Annotated in this window: 16 protein-coding genes and 1 tRNA gene; 7 read left to right on the forward strand and 10 right to left on the reverse strand. The window is 37.0% G+C overall.

Annotated elements, in window-relative coordinates:
* The first annotated feature begins 168 nt into the window (after window positions 1-168).
* Together MSG66_RS15340 and MSG66_RS15345 are read left to right on the forward strand one after the other, a co-directional pair.
* Window positions 169-489 (forward strand): hypothetical protein, encoded by a 321-nt coding sequence (locus tag MSG66_RS15340; RefSeq protein WP_324654524.1) that lies wholly within the window; start codon window positions 169-171, stop codon window positions 487-489.
* A gap of 97 nt (window positions 490-586) precedes the next feature.
* Window positions 587-1,072, forward strand: a complete 486-nt coding sequence (locus MSG66_RS15345) for a hypothetical protein (RefSeq protein ID WP_324654525.1) — start codon at window positions 587-589, stop codon at window positions 1,070-1,072.
* Window positions 1,073-1,286: 214 nt separating this feature from the next.
* On the opposite strand, the gene MSG66_RS15350 is transcribed toward MSG66_RS15345, so the two are convergent.
* From MSG66_RS15350 to greB, 4 genes are all read right to left on the reverse strand, one after another.
* The gene (locus MSG66_RS15350; RefSeq protein WP_324654526.1) at window positions 1,287-1,712 is read right to left on the reverse strand and encodes a GNAT family N-acetyltransferase; all 426 of its coding nucleotides are present in this window, start codon (window positions 1,710-1,712) and stop codon (window positions 1,287-1,289) included.
* A 200-nt stretch (window positions 1,713-1,912) separates the two neighbouring features.
* Window positions 1,913-2,791 (reverse strand): MetQ/NlpA family ABC transporter substrate-binding protein, encoded by an 879-nt coding sequence (locus tag MSG66_RS15355; protein WP_133972133.1) that lies wholly within the window; start codon window positions 2,789-2,791, stop codon window positions 1,913-1,915.
* 448 nt (window positions 2,792-3,239) lie between these two features.
* Window positions 3,240-3,329 (reverse strand) — tRNA-Ser (locus MSG66_RS15360).
* 89 nt (window positions 3,330-3,418) lie between these two features.
* Window positions 3,419-3,913, reverse strand: a complete 495-nt coding sequence (greB, locus tag MSG66_RS15365; protein WP_133972131.1) for a transcription elongation factor GreB — start codon at window positions 3,911-3,913, stop codon at window positions 3,419-3,421.
* A gap of 372 nt (window positions 3,914-4,285) precedes the next feature.
* Between greB and MSG66_RS15370 the strand changes: the two genes are divergently transcribed.
* Window positions 4,286-5,398, forward strand: a complete 1,113-nt coding sequence (locus MSG66_RS15370) for a transglycosylase SLT domain-containing protein (protein WP_324654527.1) — start codon at window positions 4,286-4,288, stop codon at window positions 5,396-5,398.
* A 91-nt stretch (window positions 5,399-5,489) separates the two neighbouring features.
* On the opposite strand, the gene MSG66_RS15375 is transcribed toward MSG66_RS15370, so the two are convergent.
* Both MSG66_RS15375 and ttcA read right to left on the reverse strand, forming a co-directional pair.
* Window positions 5,490-5,873, reverse strand: a complete 384-nt coding sequence (locus tag MSG66_RS15375; protein ID WP_002118641.1) for an SCP2 sterol-binding domain-containing protein — start codon at window positions 5,871-5,873, stop codon at window positions 5,490-5,492.
* Window positions 5,874-6,077: 204 nt separating this feature from the next.
* Window positions 6,078-6,983: a tRNA 2-thiocytidine(32) synthetase TtcA gene (ttcA, locus tag MSG66_RS15380; RefSeq protein ID WP_003650120.1), complete on the reverse strand. Its 906-nt coding sequence runs from the start codon at window positions 6,981-6,983 to the stop codon at window positions 6,078-6,080.
* A 504-nt stretch (window positions 6,984-7,487) separates the two neighbouring features.
* On the opposite strand from ttcA, the gene MSG66_RS15385 reads away from it, so the two are divergent.
* Both MSG66_RS15385 and htpX read left to right on the forward strand, forming a co-directional pair.
* Window positions 7,488-8,348 carry a lytic transglycosylase domain-containing protein gene (locus MSG66_RS15385; protein ID WP_324654528.1) on the forward strand — a complete coding sequence of 287 codons (861 nt, stop codon included), beginning with the start codon at window positions 7,488-7,490 and terminating at the stop codon, window positions 8,346-8,348.
* A 247-nt stretch (window positions 8,349-8,595) separates the two neighbouring features.
* The gene (gene htpX, locus MSG66_RS15390) at window positions 8,596-9,501 is read left to right on the forward strand and encodes a protease HtpX (protein WP_133972127.1); all 906 of its coding nucleotides are present in this window, start codon (window positions 8,596-8,598) and stop codon (window positions 9,499-9,501) included.
* Between the two features lie 48 nt (window positions 9,502-9,549).
* Here the strand turns inward: htpX and MSG66_RS15395 are convergent, their stop codons facing one another.
* Both MSG66_RS15395 and MSG66_RS15400 read right to left on the reverse strand, forming a co-directional pair.
* Window positions 9,550-10,128: a DUF4112 domain-containing protein gene (locus MSG66_RS15395; protein WP_324654529.1), complete on the reverse strand. Its 579-nt coding sequence runs from the start codon at window positions 10,126-10,128 to the stop codon at window positions 9,550-9,552.
* Between the two features lie 72 nt (window positions 10,129-10,200).
* Window positions 10,201-13,296: a multidrug efflux RND transporter permease subunit gene (locus tag MSG66_RS15400; protein ID WP_324654530.1), complete on the reverse strand. Its 3,096-nt coding sequence runs from the start codon at window positions 13,294-13,296 to the stop codon at window positions 10,201-10,203.
* 263 nt (window positions 13,297-13,559) lie between these two features.
* Here MSG66_RS15400 and MSG66_RS15405 point away from each other — a divergent pair, with 263 nt between their 5' ends.
* A complete protein-coding gene (locus MSG66_RS15405) occupies window positions 13,560-14,702 on the forward strand; it encodes a glycerophosphodiester phosphodiesterase (RefSeq protein ID WP_324654531.1) in 1,143 nt (380 codons plus the stop codon).
* A gap of 44 nt (window positions 14,703-14,746) precedes the next feature.
* Here MSG66_RS15405 and MSG66_RS15410 read toward each other — a convergent pair whose 3' ends face one another.
* Entirely contained in the window at window positions 14,747-15,709 is a 963-nt protein-coding gene (locus MSG66_RS15410; protein WP_324654532.1) for an MBL fold metallo-hydrolase, read from the reverse strand.
* A gap of 106 nt (window positions 15,710-15,815) precedes the next feature.
* Between MSG66_RS15410 and MSG66_RS15415 the strand changes: the two genes are divergently transcribed.
* Window positions 15,816-16,190, forward strand: a complete 375-nt coding sequence (locus tag MSG66_RS15415) for a diacylglycerol kinase (protein WP_202743090.1) — start codon at window positions 15,816-15,818, stop codon at window positions 16,188-16,190.
* 175 nt (window positions 16,191-16,365) lie between these two features.
* On the opposite strand, the gene groL is transcribed toward MSG66_RS15415, so the two are convergent.
* Window positions 16,366-18,000 (reverse strand): chaperonin GroEL, encoded by a 1,635-nt coding sequence (gene groL, locus MSG66_RS15420; protein WP_042898487.1) that lies wholly within the window; start codon window positions 17,998-18,000, stop codon window positions 16,366-16,368.
* Window positions 18,001-18,044: the final 44 nt, after the last annotated feature.

Genomic DNA, 18,044 nt, shown 5'->3' on the forward strand with positions numbered 1-18,044 from the left:
TTTAAAATAGATCATTAAAAAGTAAGGATAAATAATGAGTGAGTTATTGTTAAAGTGGGGTTTATAAAGGGGAGATAATTGGCTTGGAAGGCCATTTAGGATAAGCAGAATTTTTAAATAAGGTGTATCTTATTAATTTTAGAATACCCTTAAAATATAGGTTATTGAATGTATCAAGAATATAAAAAACTTTTAAAAATTAGAAACTACTTTGTTGTTTTTACACTTTTTGGAATACCTTTTTTCTTATTTTGTATCTTTCAGCTTTTAACTTACTTTAATGTAAATATTTCAGTGATTACACTTATTTTAATTATAGTAGCTTTATTACTCATGCTTTTTAGTAACTTGTTTTTCTTGTCCAAAGATACTTGCCCTTGGTGTAAAGAGAGTTTTTTTACAGAAAGTTTCGGAATGGATGGAATAAGTCTTTTATTTAGAAAAAATTGCAAGACTTGCGGAATGCCAAAAAAATCAAAACATTCTTAATATTAAAATCTTATTTCATATAAAATGAAGAAGTATACTAATGATAGGTTACTCATATAAGATATATTATATGAGACTAAAAGGTGAATAAAATTAAATGAATGATGTAGAAAAATTTCAGTTCAAATTAGAATTACTACTAAATTTAAAATCTGCCAAAGATATTCAAAAATGGGCTATAAATAGACTAGATAAAAACCCAGCAGATCTATTCGCTTTAGACATTTGCTTTTTCTCTAAAGATGAGGAAGTCTTAGATTATTGTAATAATATTAGTATTGCTGAAACTAACATAGAACCTACTCTTAAGAAAAAAATTCTTTATGAAATATTAAAAAAATATACAGAGATAACACCCTCTATCGGATATTCAATAGAATTAATTTCTAATTTATTTGCAATATTAATAAAGATATCTAGATTTGCTGAAGATGACGATCTATACGATTTCATAAATTATTATGATGATGAGTTATATCTGGCTTTAGAAGGTATATCTAAATTAGAACCAGAAGAGATATGGCCTACCTTCTTAAATGATCTTAAAAATTGGCTTTCAGTACAATTTGAGCATATTTCATAGAATGACTACTCTTAGAAATTAGTCTCACTTAAGGAAGCTGGGTCGTATTTTTCTAATAATTTTCCAATTCATACTCTAAATCATTTAGTACCTGTTCTATCTCTGGAGTTATGCCATTGTTTAACGGAGTATAAATCAAAACAGCCTATTGATTATAGGCTGTTTTAAGCTAGAGAAATTTCTTATAAGCTGTATTATATTAATTTTAGAAAAACTAAATTTTTAAATGCAAAATAGGATACGGTTTACTCTGACCATCTAATTCAGATCGTCCTATTACTTTAAATCCTAGTTTTTTATAAAATCCAACTGCTTGAAAGTTTTGTTCATTCACATCTACTTTTTCTATTTTTAACTCTGTGAATGCAAAATTAGTTAAAACTCGTCCTACCCCTTTCCCCCTAAACTCAGGATCAATAAACAACATTTCTATGTTGTCACTACTTGTTCCAATAAAACCTACTATTTGTCCATCTCGAACGTATTTATGAAGTAATACATGATGAAAATATTCATTAAGAATTAAAGGTCTTAAGTTATTAATTTCCTCTTCAGGTAAGAAATCATGAGTAGCTCTTACTGATCTATCCCAAATATCAATAAGAATAGGAAAATCAATTTCAGAAGCTTTTTGTAGCATGGAATATCCTAAAAATATTAAGCATATAATATATGGTAAAACAATTTCATTTAATATAATGAGCCTTATATGAATAATAAAAATAAAATCATTTATAATTTCACGTATAGGTTAATTTAAATACACCCTTCTAAATAAAAAAGCTAAGTCCCGATTACCGAGACTTAGCTTTGGAAGATAATTTTAAATTAAAAAATCACTTATTTGATGTCTGTAAACTCAGAAACAGGTTTGTTAACTTCAACTTTTGTACCCGCAAATTTTTCGCTCACAAACTTTTGTACTTTAGGCAAGTGGTAAAGTTCACCTAATTTCGTATAGATCGGGTCATTTTTATTCGCTTCAGCCACACCCAATAAGTTAACATAAAGCTTTGTAGACTGGTCAACAGGCTCACGGAAGATAGAATCTTTCAGTACGTTTAAGCCACCTTCAAGTGCCAATGTATTACCCAATACAATTGCATCTACATCGTTTTTAACACGAACTGCTGTTGTCATTTGAATTGGTTTTAATTTCAAATTTTTAGGGTTTTCAGCAATGTCATTGGTCGTCCCTTTTATAGGGTCAAAGTCTGGTTTGAGTTTAATCAGTTTAGCAGACTGTAATAATGTTAATGCGCGAGCTTCGTTAGCAGTATCGTTTGGAATCGCGATTGTAGCGCCTTGTGGGAACTCATCAACAGTTTTAACTGTATTTGCATAAAGACCCATTGGTTCCAAGTAAGTTGTTGCAACAGCAGCAACTTTAGCAGTGTTTGAAGCGTTATAAGCTGCCAAATAGTTAAATGACTGGAACGCATTTACGTCTTGTTCACCACTTGCTACAGATGTATTTAACACAACATAGTCAGTCAGGTTGGTCACTTCGAGTTTAATGCCCGCTTGAGCAGTTTCAGGAAGCGTTGCAACGTATTTCCATACGTCAGTATCTGAACCTGTTGAAACAAGTTTAATGGTGCGTACTGACTCAGTTTTGTCTTTAGCTGGTGCTGTATTTTCAGTTTGTGCAGGTTGTTTATTACATGCAGTCAGTGTGAGTACAGATGCGCTGAACAAGACACTAAATAATTTTTTCATAGATACATCCTAAAATAGGAAACGCCTACTCTACAAAAGAGTGAGACATTCCCAACCATTGGGTCGAAATGCAATATTTGGCTGGAAATAACTCCAGATATATAAGGGTTTAGAAGCCTGAATTCAGCCTAATTTCTTCCTTGATCTTGCTCGCTGAACAATAGAATTATGTTTTGAATCAGTTTCTAAATATGGGATCATCATATATCAATAAGTGAATATTCTACAAATAACTTGTTCGATTCTGATATATAGACATGTGCTTGGTAAGGCACTGAAAATAAAAAATATATTATATAAATACAACAATTTTGATTAAAATATATACTTATTTGATTTATATGAAATTTTCAGGAGTTGTTAGCAAAATTTAAGCTAACTATTACTGTAATTTATGTCCTATACATAAAAAAAAGCCCTCGTCATTAACAAGGGCTTTTTAAGAATTTGGCGGAAGCGGTGAGATTCGAACTCACGGAGGACTCACACCCTCGTCGGTTTTCAAGACCGGTGCATTAAACCGCTCTGCCACGCTTCCAACGAGCGCTATAATATAAACAAAAACACAAGTTGGCAAATCTTTTATTTAACTTTCAATTCAAACGCTCAAAATAAATACAAATTGATTTATTTTTCTGGGTTTTCATTCTTTTCATAGCGAATTGTATTGATATACCAAAGCTTTTTTCCAGATGGCGTATGCACTTCAATCTCATCATCTACTTCTTTGCCGAGCAGTGCGCGGGCCATAGGTGATTCAATCGAAATATGCTGCGGGTGATGGTCATAAATTTCATCGATCCCTACAATACGTAAAGTTTTCTGCTCACCTTCTTCATTTTCAATTTCTACCCAAGCGCCGAAATACACCTTACCGTCTTGTTCTGGTGCGTAATCAATGATTTTTAATTCTTCTAAACGTTTTCCTAAATAGCGTACTCGTCGATCAATTTTTCTAAGTAACTGCTTGTTGTACTGATAATCTGCATTTTCGCTGCGATCACCTAAGCTTGCAGCCCAATTCACTTTCTTTGTGATTTCCGGTCGTTCTTCATGCCAAAGTTGTTTTAATTCAGCAACTAATTTGTCATGCCCTGACCGAGTAATTAAGTTAGATTTCATGATTAAAAACCACTGTTCAACAACATATCGCTTACAAGATGTAGCATTTTATACCCTATTTTCTCATATCAGAAGTGTATAAATTTTCTTCCTTAAGAAATTCATGTGCTTATGATGTTATATCGAATATTTAATTGTACGAAATTTGACAATACTTTTTTTCAATATTATGATGCGCGCAGATTAAATGTTGAGCATTTTTTAACCTTTCAGAAAACTATGTAGATTTCCTACACAGTTTGTTTTTTTCATTTCATGTCATTTTGAATGACGTCATGACTGCCCACCCCTTATTGAATTTATCAACTTTTAAAAGTTATGGCAGCTTATTGTCTGACTTTTTGGGCATAAATTATCTGTAGCGGAGACAACATGCACAGTAATTCAAGTTCAGAGTCGAGGCTTTGCCTTAACTCTTTATTTTCCTCTCTCCCGTTAAAAGCACTTGCACTCAGTACTATGCTTTTTCCATTTCATAGTATCAATGCAGGAAAAACCCTACAGTATAATACTGTAGTAAATACAAACACTCTAACTGTTGTTGCTGTAGAAAGCCCGACAACTGTTTTCAAAGAAGATCAGTTTTTACATGGTTTTGGTTATGACTTAGCTCGTAACTATGCGCAAACCCTTAATGTAAAGCTGGACTTTAAAATCGTGGCAGACAATGCCACTGCACTTAGATGGGTTCAGCAAGGTAAAGCAAACTTTGCAATGACTACCGCAGGTTTAAGTACCATCGAGAACAAAGGTTTAATGTCCTTTTCTGCGAGTTGTGGTGATACAGTCAATTTGCAAAAGAATGGTTTAAATACTGAGTTAAGCTGGGTGTTTAAACAAGCTGATGACCCCCTCACCCAGACTGCCAGTGGCTTTGTATGCCAAAGTAAGCAAAATGGTGTGACGCAGCAACTCGCTTCTTTTTATAATCGTAATGTGGTGAAACCAGAAGCTTGGTCGACCATTCAACGTGATTTAACGACGCGTTTACCGATTTATAAAGCGAGCTTTAAACAAAGTGCAGCTAAATATGATCTCGACTGGCATTTACTTGCCGCAATTGGTTATCAAGAATCATATTTAAAGCCAGAATCTGTTTCTCCCACAGGTGTTCGTGGCTTAATGATGCTCACCAATAGCACTGCTCGAGCAATGGGTGTGAGCAATCGTAGTGATCCAGCTCAAAGCATTCAAGGTGGAGCAAAGTATTACGACCAGATGCTAAGTGAATATGATGATATTCCTTTCCCTGATCGGAATTGGTATGCGCTTGTGGCCTATAATATGGGACCGGGTGCGGTGAACCAGATTCAGAAACGCTTGCAGGCTCAAGGGAAAGACCCAAATCAGTGGGTTAATCTCTACAATTATTTGCAAAGTAATAAAACGCGAAATGGTCGATACAAGCAAGCAGTTCAATATGTCACTCGTATTCGTGCTTATCTTGAACATATCAAAACCGCGCAAACACGAATCAATATCTAATTTTTATTGTTTAAAAGTTGATAAATTCATTGTTTGTATAAATAAAAAGCTTACCTCTATGGGTAAGCTTTTTATATGAATTCTTTTAAATTTAAGCTGTATGCTCTAATACTTTCTTGAACAAATCTTTTTGTTCTTGGCTTGGCTTAGCTGTTTGTAAAGCCATTAATTGAGACATATCGCCTTGAACTTTAATTTTACCAGTCATGAATGCCTGCATAGCAGCAGCCATATCAAACTCTAAGAATACTTTACGTAAAGTTTCAGCATCCATATTTAAAGTTGTTTTGGCATTTGAAGACAAACCTTTTTGGATTTTACCCCCATCTAAAGCTAATTCGGTATTTCCAGAAGCATCTGTAACTACTAAATTAATTGCCAAATTCGCAAGAGCGGGTGGCAAATTAAGATCTCCTGCTTCAGCAGTTAATTTTTCGACAGTAGCAAACCAATCTTCAGTTAAAAATGCAGGCATGATTCTTCCTCAAATTTATTTGTTCAATTTCTCTAGTTGCCTATCCAGACAACATCATGTGAAGCAATTCTGCTTGAGCGTTGTTATAGCATGTAATTTAAATTTAGGGCTATGACTTTTTGTACGGAACATTCATTTTTTAGTATTTTGATACATTAAAGGCACTTGTTTATAAAGTGCCTTTAATTGACTTATCAAATAGTTTTACTCAGCAGCAAAACTTAAGTTCACGACATCTAAACGGTTTTTAAGCTCTTCTGGATCTTTAAAATCCAGCTCGCGCTGAGAATCTAGAGCTTCGAAATCAAACAGTTCACGGTCTGCTAACTGAGACGGAGATACGTTTTGTAACGCACCGAAAATGCTGTGTAAGCGTTTCGGATATTGTTTATCCCAGTCACGTAGCATTTCATTAAGCATGGCACGTTGTAAGTTTTCCTGCGAGCCACAAAGATTACATGGAATGATTGGGAACTGACGTAACTCGGCATATTTGATGATGTCTTTTTCTTCAACATATGCCAATGGACGAATCAGAATATTCTTCTTATCTGATGATAAAAGCTTTGGAGGCATCGCCTTTAAACTACCACCATGAAAAAGATTTAAGAAGAATGTTGCAAGAATGTCATCACGGTGATGCCCTAAAGCAACTTTAGTCGCACCGATTTCTTGAGCAAAGCCATATAAAGAACCACGGCGTAAACGTGAACACACTGCACAGTAGGTTTTACCTTCCGGTGTTAAACGCTTAGTAATGGTATAGGTGTCTTTTTCAAGAATGTAATATGGAATGTTATTCTCTTCCATATAACGTGGTAAAACATCTTCAGGAAAGCCCGGTTGCTTTTGGTCAAGGTTAACAGCGACCACATCAAAATTGATTGGGGCAATACGTTTAAACTGCAACATGATATCGAGCAAGGTATAACTGTCTTTACCACCAGAAACACACACCATGACCTTATCGCCCTCTTCAAGCATATTGAAGTCACGAATAGCATGCCCAACTTGACGGCGAAGCTTCTTGAGCAAACGGTAATAGGCCGAGCTTGTTGGAAGTTCAGGCTTAAAATTAAATCCCTGATTAGACTCAACTGGCGCGTACATAGACGAGGTATACCCATAAATAAAAATACCGCGCAATTTTATATGATTCGGACGAGAATCGCATCAAAAGAATAGTTTCAATTCTTGAAGCCGTCACATTGCTCCGGCATGATGCAAAAGTCTTGCTATTTTTTGACTGAAGCGTTCAAAATTTGTGCAAAGTGCTTACTTTTTGGACTTTTCCACAGTTTTCCACAAAACCTGTGGATAAAATTGTGGATTTCTTCGTACTTGACAAACTGTTGAGGCCTTCTGTTAAGGGTTTTATTTAAATTGATCATTTTTTAACCAATGTTTTTTAACCTTTAATATCAACATGTTATTCAAGTCAATAGAATCATTTTAAAAATAATTTTTAATTTTTTTTGATGAGCATTCGAACAAAACAGCTTGATTTTTTGAAAGAGTCGAAATAAAAAAAATTACACAAAAGTTCTTTCTGTAATATTTTTTGATAAACTCTTCGGCAAGTTTTGAATACCTTAAAATTGTGAATAACATAAAATGAAAAAATCGGTTCAATTTCTTTTTTCTTGTTTACTGGGGACGACCACTTTTTCGGTCGGCATAACGTCGACTTCAGCAGGCCAAATGTATATTTACCAAGATAAGAATGGTAGTACATTGCTGACTAACCGAAAAAGTTATGATCAATCACTTAAAAAAGTAAAAGTGACTTACTACCCTGACAGTAATATCCATAGTTATACGAACTGGGGAGCATCAGAAGCCTCTGTTCTGCCTAGCTACAATAAAAATAAAAATGCTTTTGATCATATTATTAAACAAGCTGCTCTACAGCATGGTGTATCCGAAGGCTTAATTAAGGCCGTCATGCATACTGAGTCAGGATTTAATGTAAATGCCCGCTCTCCAGTAGGGGCGCAAGGTCTTATGCAACTCATGCCTGCGACTGCACGTCGATTTAACGTGACCAATGCCTTTGATGCTCAGCAAAATATTTTTGCAGGTGCAAAATATTTAAGCTGGTTACTCAAGCGTTTTCGTGGCAATACACAAATGGCACTTGCTGCTTATAATGCAGGTGAAGGTAATGTTGATAAATACGGCGGTATTCCACCTTTTCGTGAAACACAAGATTATGTGCGCCGTGTAACGAGTCGATATCAAAACTTATATTCATCTGGTTCAGGTTTTTCATCTTTTTCTAATACTTCAGCGCAAGTCTCTTCTCAATCTTCTAATTTAGCTGAAAATACAACAGCTCAAATAGCAGCACCAGCACCTAAATATTCCTCTTCTCGTCAAATTGTGACTTTATCTAATGGAACATTTACCGATGCGCCTACAGGTACTTATGTCACGAACAATGCCACTGCAATTGCACATATTCGAATAGAATAAGAACATTTATTGACGGTTGTATTCCGTCAGGTTTCTGGGCTTTAAATTGTAATGATCTATTACCTGATCTTTACCATTTAGGCTAATTTAGCCAATAATTCCTTAAATTTAGGTACATTCTATTACGTGAAAGAATGTATCAATTCCTTATTTTTTTCTTGAATTTTTCCCCTAAGCCCCGCATATTAGCTGCATGATTTAGAATTTGTAAATCAGATAACATTTTATTTATAAGAGGGTTTTCTCAATGATGCGGATTGGTTTGTTTTTGCTTACCAACCTCGCGGTACTGGTTGTAGCTGGCATTATTTTGTCACTCTTCGGTGTCGGTAGTTACCATGGCGCGGGTGGCTTGAATCTAGGCAACCTTTTAGTGATCTGTTTTGTATTTGGTATGGTGGGATCTTTAATCTCGTTATTCATGTCAAAATGGATGGCTAAGAAAACGACCGGTACAGAACTGATCGACCCGAATGCTCCCCGTAACCAAGCTGAAAGCTGGTTATTGCAAACAGTCGCTGAACTTTCTCAACGTTCTGGTATTAATATGCCAGAGGTTGGTATTTTTCCATCATATCAATCCAATGCCTTTGCAACAGGCTGGAATAAGAATGATGCCTTAGTTGCCGTTTCATCCGGTCTACTTGAACGTATGAATAAAGATGAGCTACGTGCTGTGCTTGCGCATGAGATTGGTCACGTTGCGAATGGTGATATGGTTACCCTAGCACTCATCCAAGGTGTCGTGAACGCCTTTGTTATGTTCTTTGCTCGTGTAGTCGGTGATTTTATCGACCGTAATGTTTTTGGTCGTCAAGATGGTGAAGCACCGGGTATGGGTTACTTCGTTATTACCATAGTATTAGATATCGTCTTTGGTATTCTCGCTTCTGCGATTGTGATGTGGTTCTCTCGTTATCGTGAATACCGTGCTGATGAAGCAGGTGCGCGTTTAGCAGGTAAACAAGCAATGATTTCTGCATTATTACGTCTACAAGCTGAGACAGAAATGCCAGATCAAATGCCAAAAGAAATGAAAGCTTTCGCGATTGCGGAAGGTAAAGAACAAGGTTTCAGCTTAGCTGCTTTGTTCCAGACCCACCCAACAATTGAACAACGTGTGGCAGCTTTACATCAATTAGATTGCCCATAAAACGTTTAACGTGAAGTAATAAAGCCTCCAGTTGGAGGCTTTATTTTTTTATGACGTGGTTTGATAAAAGCTCCAGAGATAACTTGCTCCCCACCAAATAGCCAAGCCAATTAAAAGCAGTACAAAGGCACCTAATAAATCGGGGATATGTAACCATAACCAACTAACTACGGGATTACGCCAAAAGGCTGAATGCTGCTGCTTCTTTTCGAGCTTTTCATGTAAATATGGATGAACAACATGAATATCGCTCTGGATCGCATATTCTTCACGTATATGGGCGTGCACTACATCTAATGCTTTTCTACTAGGACGTATAAAAATATCAAAAATAGTGCCTGCAACCGGAACAAAACCCACTACAGCATCTACAACAGCCAGCTTAATCACTGGAGTTAACTTGTGTTGTGGCACACCAATCTGTTTAGCTTTATAAATGGCATAGCATGTAAGGGCAAAACCAGCGATATCACCCGCAACAGGAATGGTACTTAATGCCGCATCTGCACCAATACCCTGCTTTGTAAAAGGAATACGCACTGCGCTGTCCATCATGGTGGCGAACTTGGCAAGGTCTCGTTCTAGCGCAATGACCTGCTGCTCTGTTAATTTTTTTTCTTGAGGCATCTAAATCAAATATATGAAGAGAAGTTGAACTTAATATACTTGATTTAATGCCTGTTTTTAAATTGTTTGCTGTTAACTCGAAGTTTTCGATCGAAACAATGAACGCAATAATACATACATCACTGGAATAAAGAATAAAACCAGCACAGTACCAAACATAACGCCACCTAAAATACTAATACCGATTTCTTGGCGACTCACAGCCCCTGCACCTTGTGCAAAGACCAAAGGAAGTACTCCGGCACCAAAAGCCAAGGATGTCATTAAAATCGGTCTTAGGCGCAAGCTAGCGCCTTCTAAAGCCGCTTCAATTGCATTCTTGCCCTTTTCTTGAGCCAATGCGGCAAACTCAACAATTAAAATTGCGTTTTTACACGACAAGCCAATCGTGGTTAACAGCGCGATCTGGAAATAAACATCATTTGGCAGGCCGAAAATATAAGAGAAAATAACGCTTCCCCCTACCCCAAGCGGAATAGAGGTCATCACAGCAGCGGGAATGCTCAAGCTTTCATATAGAGCTGCTAAACATAAGAAAATAAAGCCTGCTGAAATTAAATATAACCAGACTGCCTGATTTGTCGACTTCTGTTCTTCAAAAGATAAACCTGTCCACGCTAAACCCACATCCTTTTGCTGATTTACAAGTTGCTCAACATCTTTCATGGCCTGACCAGAACTGCTGTCACTCGCAACATCAGCCTGTAGTTGTAGAGCACTATAACCCATATAGCGTTTTACAATTTCAGGAGCCCCACCCCAACTAAAGTTAGCGAAGGAACTAAAAGGCACCATTTCATTTAGGTTATTACGTACGGACCAATTATATAAATCTTCAGGTTTCGATCTGAATTCAGCATCACCTTGGATCATGACACGCTTGATACGACCACGGTCAATAAAGTCATTCACGTAAGTTCCACCCCACGCACTCGACAGGGTGTTATTAATCGCAGGTAGCTCTAACCCATTTGCTAATGCCTGTTTCTGGTCAATTTTGATATTTAGGTTGGCTTTACTGTTGGTTGATTGCTTATCAAAGTTTTCAAAACTTGAGTAGTTTTTACTTTGAGTTTGCAACTGACGGAAGGTGCTATCTAGAAAATCTTGCCCCTGCCCATTTAAATCTTGAATCCATAAATCCAAACCATCAGTTTGACCTAGACCATTGACTGAAGCAGGTAAAGTCACATTGATTTGAGCATTATTAAAACGGCTAAAATATTTCATCGCACGCTTTTGTATAGCGTCTGCCGAATCCTCTTTTCCTGTACGCACATCCCACGGTTTTAAAGCAATAAATCCTTGGGCCAAGTTCTGCCCTGTACCTGAATAATTTCGGCCATAACGGATTAAAACCAAGTCGACATTTTTATCTTCTTGAGTCAGGAAATATTGACGAACTTGTTCTCCAATTTTCTGACTTTGAGAAATTGGGGCACTATCAACGAGTTTAATTTGAACGCTTAAAATGCCCTGATCTTCTTTAGGAATAAACCCACTTTTTAAACCACTATAAAACAGCATAAAAACAGCAATCAGAGCCACAAAAATCACAACAACCGATTTACTGTAACGAATACTTGTTTGTACGATCTTGATATATTGATTTTTAAGTTGATCAATTTTTTGGTTAAACCAAACTGCCCAACGCATAGGCTTAGGGTTAGGCTTTAAAATTAAGGCGCATAAAGCTGGTGTGAGGACTAATGCAACGACAAGCGATAACGCCATAGCGGCAACTAAGGTAATAGAAAACTGACGGTAAATCACCCCAATTGAACCGCCTAAAAAAGACATTGGAATAAAAACCGCAGTTAAAACCAATGTAATCCCTATTAAGGCTCCACTAATTTCACCCATAGACTCAATGGCTGCTTCTTTCGGTGTTAAATGCTGTTCATGCATGAGCCGCTCAACGTTTTCTACCACCACAATTGCATCATCGACTAACAAGCCAATGGCGAGCACCAGTGCAAATAACGTTAAGGTGTTAATACTAAAACCGAGCACATATAAGACAGCAAAAGTCCCTAAAATAACCACAGGAACAGTAATACTCGGAATGAGTGTAGCGCGCCAGCTTTGTAAAAATAGGAACATCACCAAAATAACAAGAATAATCGCTTCAACAAGCGTTTTTACGACTTCCTTAATTGACTCTTGAACAAACGGCGTATTATCCCGCGGATAAACAATTTTATAACCCGCAGGCAATTTGTTTGTAAGCTCATCTAAAGTCTGATGAATAAGCTTAGAAGTTTGAATCGCATTCGCACCTGAAGACAGCGAAATACCTAAACCTGCGGCGGGATAACCATTAATGGTGTTAAAAGACTGATAGTTTTCTGCACCCAACTCAACTCTAGCAATATCTTTTAAATAGACATAGCTCGCTGCTTGATTTGATTTCACGACAATATTTTTAAACTCTTCGACTGTTTTTAGTCGAAAGCCTGCTGTAACTTTAGTATTTAAATATTGCCCATCGATAACGGGTAAATCACCAAGTGCACCCGCGGCAACTTGAGTATTTTGAGCTGTAATCGCACTAGCCACGTCACTTGGCATTAAATTATATTGTTTTAATTTATCGGGATTTAGCCAGACTCGCATTGCATATTGTGAACCAAAGACATCGGACTCACCTACCCCTTCAATACGATTTAAGTTATCTACCACGTGCGTCGTTAAATAGTCCGATAACTCAATATTCCCCGTTTTACCTGTCGAGTCATATAGACCTACTACCATAAAAGTATCGCCCAGAGACTTACTTACCGTCACTCCTTGGCGCTGTACTTCATCTGGTAAACGTCTGATTACACCACTAATGCTATTTTGTACTTGCACCTGTGCTGTATCTGGGTTGGTTCCATTATCAAAACTAATCGTAATTCGGCTACGGCCTGACGAGTCACTGGTCGAACTGAAATAAAGTAAGTGATCAATCCCTTGTATTTGTTGCTCTAAAATCTGAGTAACACTTTGCTCAACCGTTTGCGCATCTGCCCCACTATAACTTGCCGACACTGTAATTTTAGGAGGAGCAATATCGGGATAGCGTTCAACGGGTAAATTCAGCACCGAGAAAATACCAAATGCCATAACAATAATTGCGAGTACACTGGCAAAAATAGGTCGCTGAATAAAAAATTTAGATAGCATGGCTGCTCAGAATTAAGTCGTCAATTAACAGGTGGCAACACCGAATTCGGCATCTTGATCATCAACGAGCGATATATAAAAGACAAGTAGAATTAACACAATAAATGCAATTAAGACAAAAACAAAGCCAGAATGGACATTTCCTACAAACCCATAAAAAAGGTTTTAACAAGTGTCACTGAAAATTCATGAATTCTTCATGATCACGTCAAACTCAACGAGCAGACTAAAGCCGTTTCAACTAAAACAATATGAGTAGAATTATGTTTAAAAAAGCAATTTTATGCTTAAGTTTAATTAGCTTAGTTGGTTGTAATGACGATGATAAAACTGAAAACACACCAACTACGCCAGAATATCAACTTCCTAAAATTTTAGTAGTAGGACACCGTGGCGCTAGCGCTTTACGTCCAGAACACACATTAGCTTCATATCAAAAAGCCATTGATGATGGTGCAGATTTTATTGAACCAGATCTAGTATCCACAAAAGATGGTGTATTGGTTACTCGCCATGAAAATGAGATTGGCGGCACAACCAATGTAAGTACCTTAAGCCAGTTTGCAGACCGTAAAATAACAAAAAATATTGATGGTAAAGACTTAACAGGCTGGTTTACGGAAGACTTCACTTTAAGTGAATTACAGCAACTTAAAGCGCGTGAACGTATTCCAGAATTCCGACCAGCAAACACAGCTTATAATGACCTTTACCCTGTCCCGACTCTAGAACAAGTTATTGAGCTGGCTGAAGCGAATTATAAAAAAACTGGAAAAATCATTGGTTTATATATTGAAACTAAACATCCGACTTACTTTAAAAATCATAATCTGGCGATGGAAGATAGTCTGCTTAAAACCTTAGCCAAATATAAATATACACGTGATATTGCACCTGTCTATTTACAGTCTTTTGAAGTGAGTAATTTAAAATATTTAAAAGATCAACTCGACCTTCATAAAACGATTAAACATGCACAAATCATTCAACTTTATGACGCTAAGACGTCACAACCAGCCGACTTCGTTGAATCTGGTGAAACTAAAACTTATGCTGATTTAGCCACAGCACAAGGTTTAAAAGATGTTGCTAAATATGCAAACGGCGTAGGACCAAGTAAAGGTTATATTTTGAACTTTAATAGCAAGGGCTCAGTTCAAACCACCTCATTTATTTCTGATGCCCATACTGTTGGCTTAAAAGTACATCCTTATACATTTCGTCCAGAAAATAATTTCTTACCAGCGCCTTTAAAATGCAGTCAAGATAAACCAGCTGAGCGCTGCCCAACTGGTGCTTTAAAAGAATTTGAAGCCTATTTCAAAGCAGGTGTTGATGGCGTCTTTACAGATGACCCAGCGCTTGGCCGTGAAGCCGTTATTAATTATGAAAAAGCAGCAAAATAATCAAAGTTTTTAATAAAAAACAGGGCAATAAATGCCCTGTTTTTTTATTTCTCTACGACATTATCGAAATAAAGTGGCATCCACTGATATTGCTCGGCATTTACTTTATAAACATGACCAATGCCTGGGAATGGTAAATGAGGCGCTGCAACCCATTGCTGCTTATTTGAAATTTCAGCAAACATTTTTAAACGTGTATTAATCGCCTGCTCAGAGTTCACATCAAAATCTACCCCAGTTTTTGGAGCATCAAATTGCAAAGAATGTGAGTGGACAATATCTCCAACAAAAATGATTTGCTGATCATTACTCTTTAAGCGGAAGCTGTGATGACCGGGTGTATGTCCACGTGTATCGATCACTTCAAAGTCTTGAATGACATCACCATCTTTAAATGTCTTAAATGCTTTTTTTGCTTGATATGGGGCAAGAGCAGTCTTTACATTTTTCACAGTACCTAAGTAGCTTTCTTTTTTATCTGCTGGTACTGTTTTTTCAGAAGCTGGATTTAACCAATAATCAGCCTCGCGTTCATGTGCATAAACGGTTGCATTTGGAAATACAGCTTTTCCATTTTGAGTAATACCGCATACATGATCTGGGTGTAAATGCGTGAGTAATACTGTTTTTACATTCGCCAGTTGATAACCAGCTAATTCAATATTTTTTGCAATCGAACCAAGTTGGGGACCAAAGCAGCTTGCTGCGCCACTGTCTACAAGCGTTAAGCTTTTGCCATCATCTACTAAAAATGCATTGACCGAAGTTTGAATCCCCTTTTCATTCACAGCAGCATATTTAGTTAATATTTTAGTTTTCTGAGTCTGATTTAAGTTTTTAAATAAGTTAGGATTCAGATAAATCGTGCCATCAAGCAAAGAGGTTACACGATATTTGCCAAATTGATGGTGATAATAACCCGGTACTTGTTGGGTAGGAGCTTGCTCGGCATAAGTTGCATGCATGCTACAAAATGCAAGACCCAAAGCTACACATAATTTTTTCATCTCTTCTTCTCTATTCAGTTATAAAGTCAAAATCTTTAAAAAAGATTTAATAATTTTTTAAGACCCAAATTGTATAATGCATGAAAAGTGTCAGAAATATAAGTAAATGAATAGCTATTCTCCTTATAAGGGCAAAACTGGTCTTAAGCGTATATTAAATGCAATGGGCTACTCTATTTCCGGATTTAAAGCAGCATATAAAAATGAGGCAGCTTTCCGTCAAATTGTTTTGATTAATCTTATTTTAATTCCAATCAGTTTTTTTGTTGATGTAACTCGCAGTGAACATGTCTTACTCATTATTGTATGTTTATTTGCAATGATCGTTGAACTGTTCAATTCAGCTATTGAAGCAGTGGTTGATCGAGTTTCTCTTGAAAAACATCAGCTTTCTAAAAATGCCAAAGATATGGGAAGTGCGGCTCAATTTGTTGCACTTTCTATCACTGCCATTACATGGCTGTTCATTTTATTAGGATAAAAAAAACCATGCTTATAAGAAAATAAGCATGGCTGTAACAAAGAGGAACTTCTAGCTGCTGTTCCTGTTTTTTTAATATAAGCAATTGAACTTAACGATTTCTTAAAATCACGTAAAAAATAAAAAAATCCCTGCTTAAGCAGGGATTTTTTTTAGTTCAAGCGTTGATGCGTTATCACATCATCCCGCCCATACCACCCATACCGCCCATATCTGGAACAGCTGCTTTATCTTCTGGAATATCAGTAATCATACATTCTGTAGTTAACATTAAACCAGCTACAGAAGCAGCGTGTTCAAGTGCAGAACGAGTTACTTTAGCAGGGTCAAGAATACCCATTTCTAACATATCGCCATATTCGCCAGTTGCAGCGTTATAACCGAAGTTACCTTCACCAGCTTTAACTGCATTGATAACTACAGATGGCTCATCACCAGCATTTGAAACGATTTGACGAAGTGGAGCTTCGATCGCACGGCGTAAAATATTGATACCCGCTGTTTGATCTTCGTTAATGCCTTTTAAGCCGTCTAAAGCATTTACCGCACGTACTAGCGCAACACCACCACCAGCAACCACACCTTCTTCAACTGCTGCGCGAGTTGCATGAAGTGCATCGTCTACACGGTCTTTCTTCTCTTTCATTTCAACTTCAGTTGCCGCACCGATTTTAATTACAGCAACACCGCCTGCTAATTTAGCAACACGTTCTTGTAATTTTTCACGGTCATATTCTGAAGAAGATTCTTCAATTTGAGCACGGATTTGTTGAACACGCTCAGCAATAGCAGCTGCATCGCCAGAACCATCAACAATCACAGTGTTTTCTTTAGAAACAGTGATCTTGTGTGCAGTACCTAAATCTTGAAGAGTCGCTTGTTCTAAAGACATACCAACTTCTTCAGAAATAACAGTTGCGCCAGTCAAGATCGCGATGTCTTGAAGCATTGCTTTACGACGATCACCAAAACCAGGAGCTTTAACAGCACATACTTTGATAATACCGCGCATGTTGTTTACAACAAGTGTAGCAAGCGCTTCGCCTTCAACATCTTCAGCGATGATAAGAAGTGGTTTACCAGTTTTGGCAACAGCTTCTAAAACAGAAATCAATTCACGAATGTTACCGATTTTTTTGTCAACAAGAAGAATGAACGGGTTTTCAAGCTCAGCCGTTAAAGTATCTTGCTTATTTGCAAAGTACGGAGAGATATAACCACGGTCAAACTGCATACCTTCTACAACGTCTAATGCGTCTTCAAAGCCAGAACCTTCTTCTACAGTGATTACGCCTTCTTTACCTACTTTTTCCATCGCTTGAGCGATAAGTTTACCAACGGTAGTATCAGAGTTAGCAGAGATAGAACCAACTTGTTCGATCGCTTTAAAATCATCAGCAGGTTTTGAATTTAAACGAATATTTTCAACCACAGTTCTTACTGCGATATCAATACCACGTTTTAAATCCATTGGGTTCATACCTGCAGTTACAGATTTGATCCCTTCATTTAAAATTGCTTGAGCAAGTACAGTTGCAGTTGTTGTACCGTCACCAGCGATGTCGTTAGTTTTGCTTGAAACTTCACGAACAAGTTGAGCACCCATGTTTTCAAACTTGTCTTTTAATGAAATTTCTTTAGCAACAGTTACACCGTCTTTAGTGATGTGGGGAGCGCCGAAAGAACGGTCAATAACAACGTTACGACCTTTAGGGCCTAAAGTCACTTTAACAGCATCTGCAAGTACGTTTACGCCTGCAATCATTTTTGAGCGAGCTGAATCACCAAATTTTACGTCTTTAGCTGACATATTAAACTCCGAATCTTTTTAAATACTGAATCTGATAATGAATT

It is taken from the genome of Acinetobacter sp. IK31 (genome assembly GCF_035615195.1).
GTDB lineage: Bacteria > Pseudomonadota > Gammaproteobacteria > Pseudomonadales > Moraxellaceae > Acinetobacter > Acinetobacter calcoaceticus_C.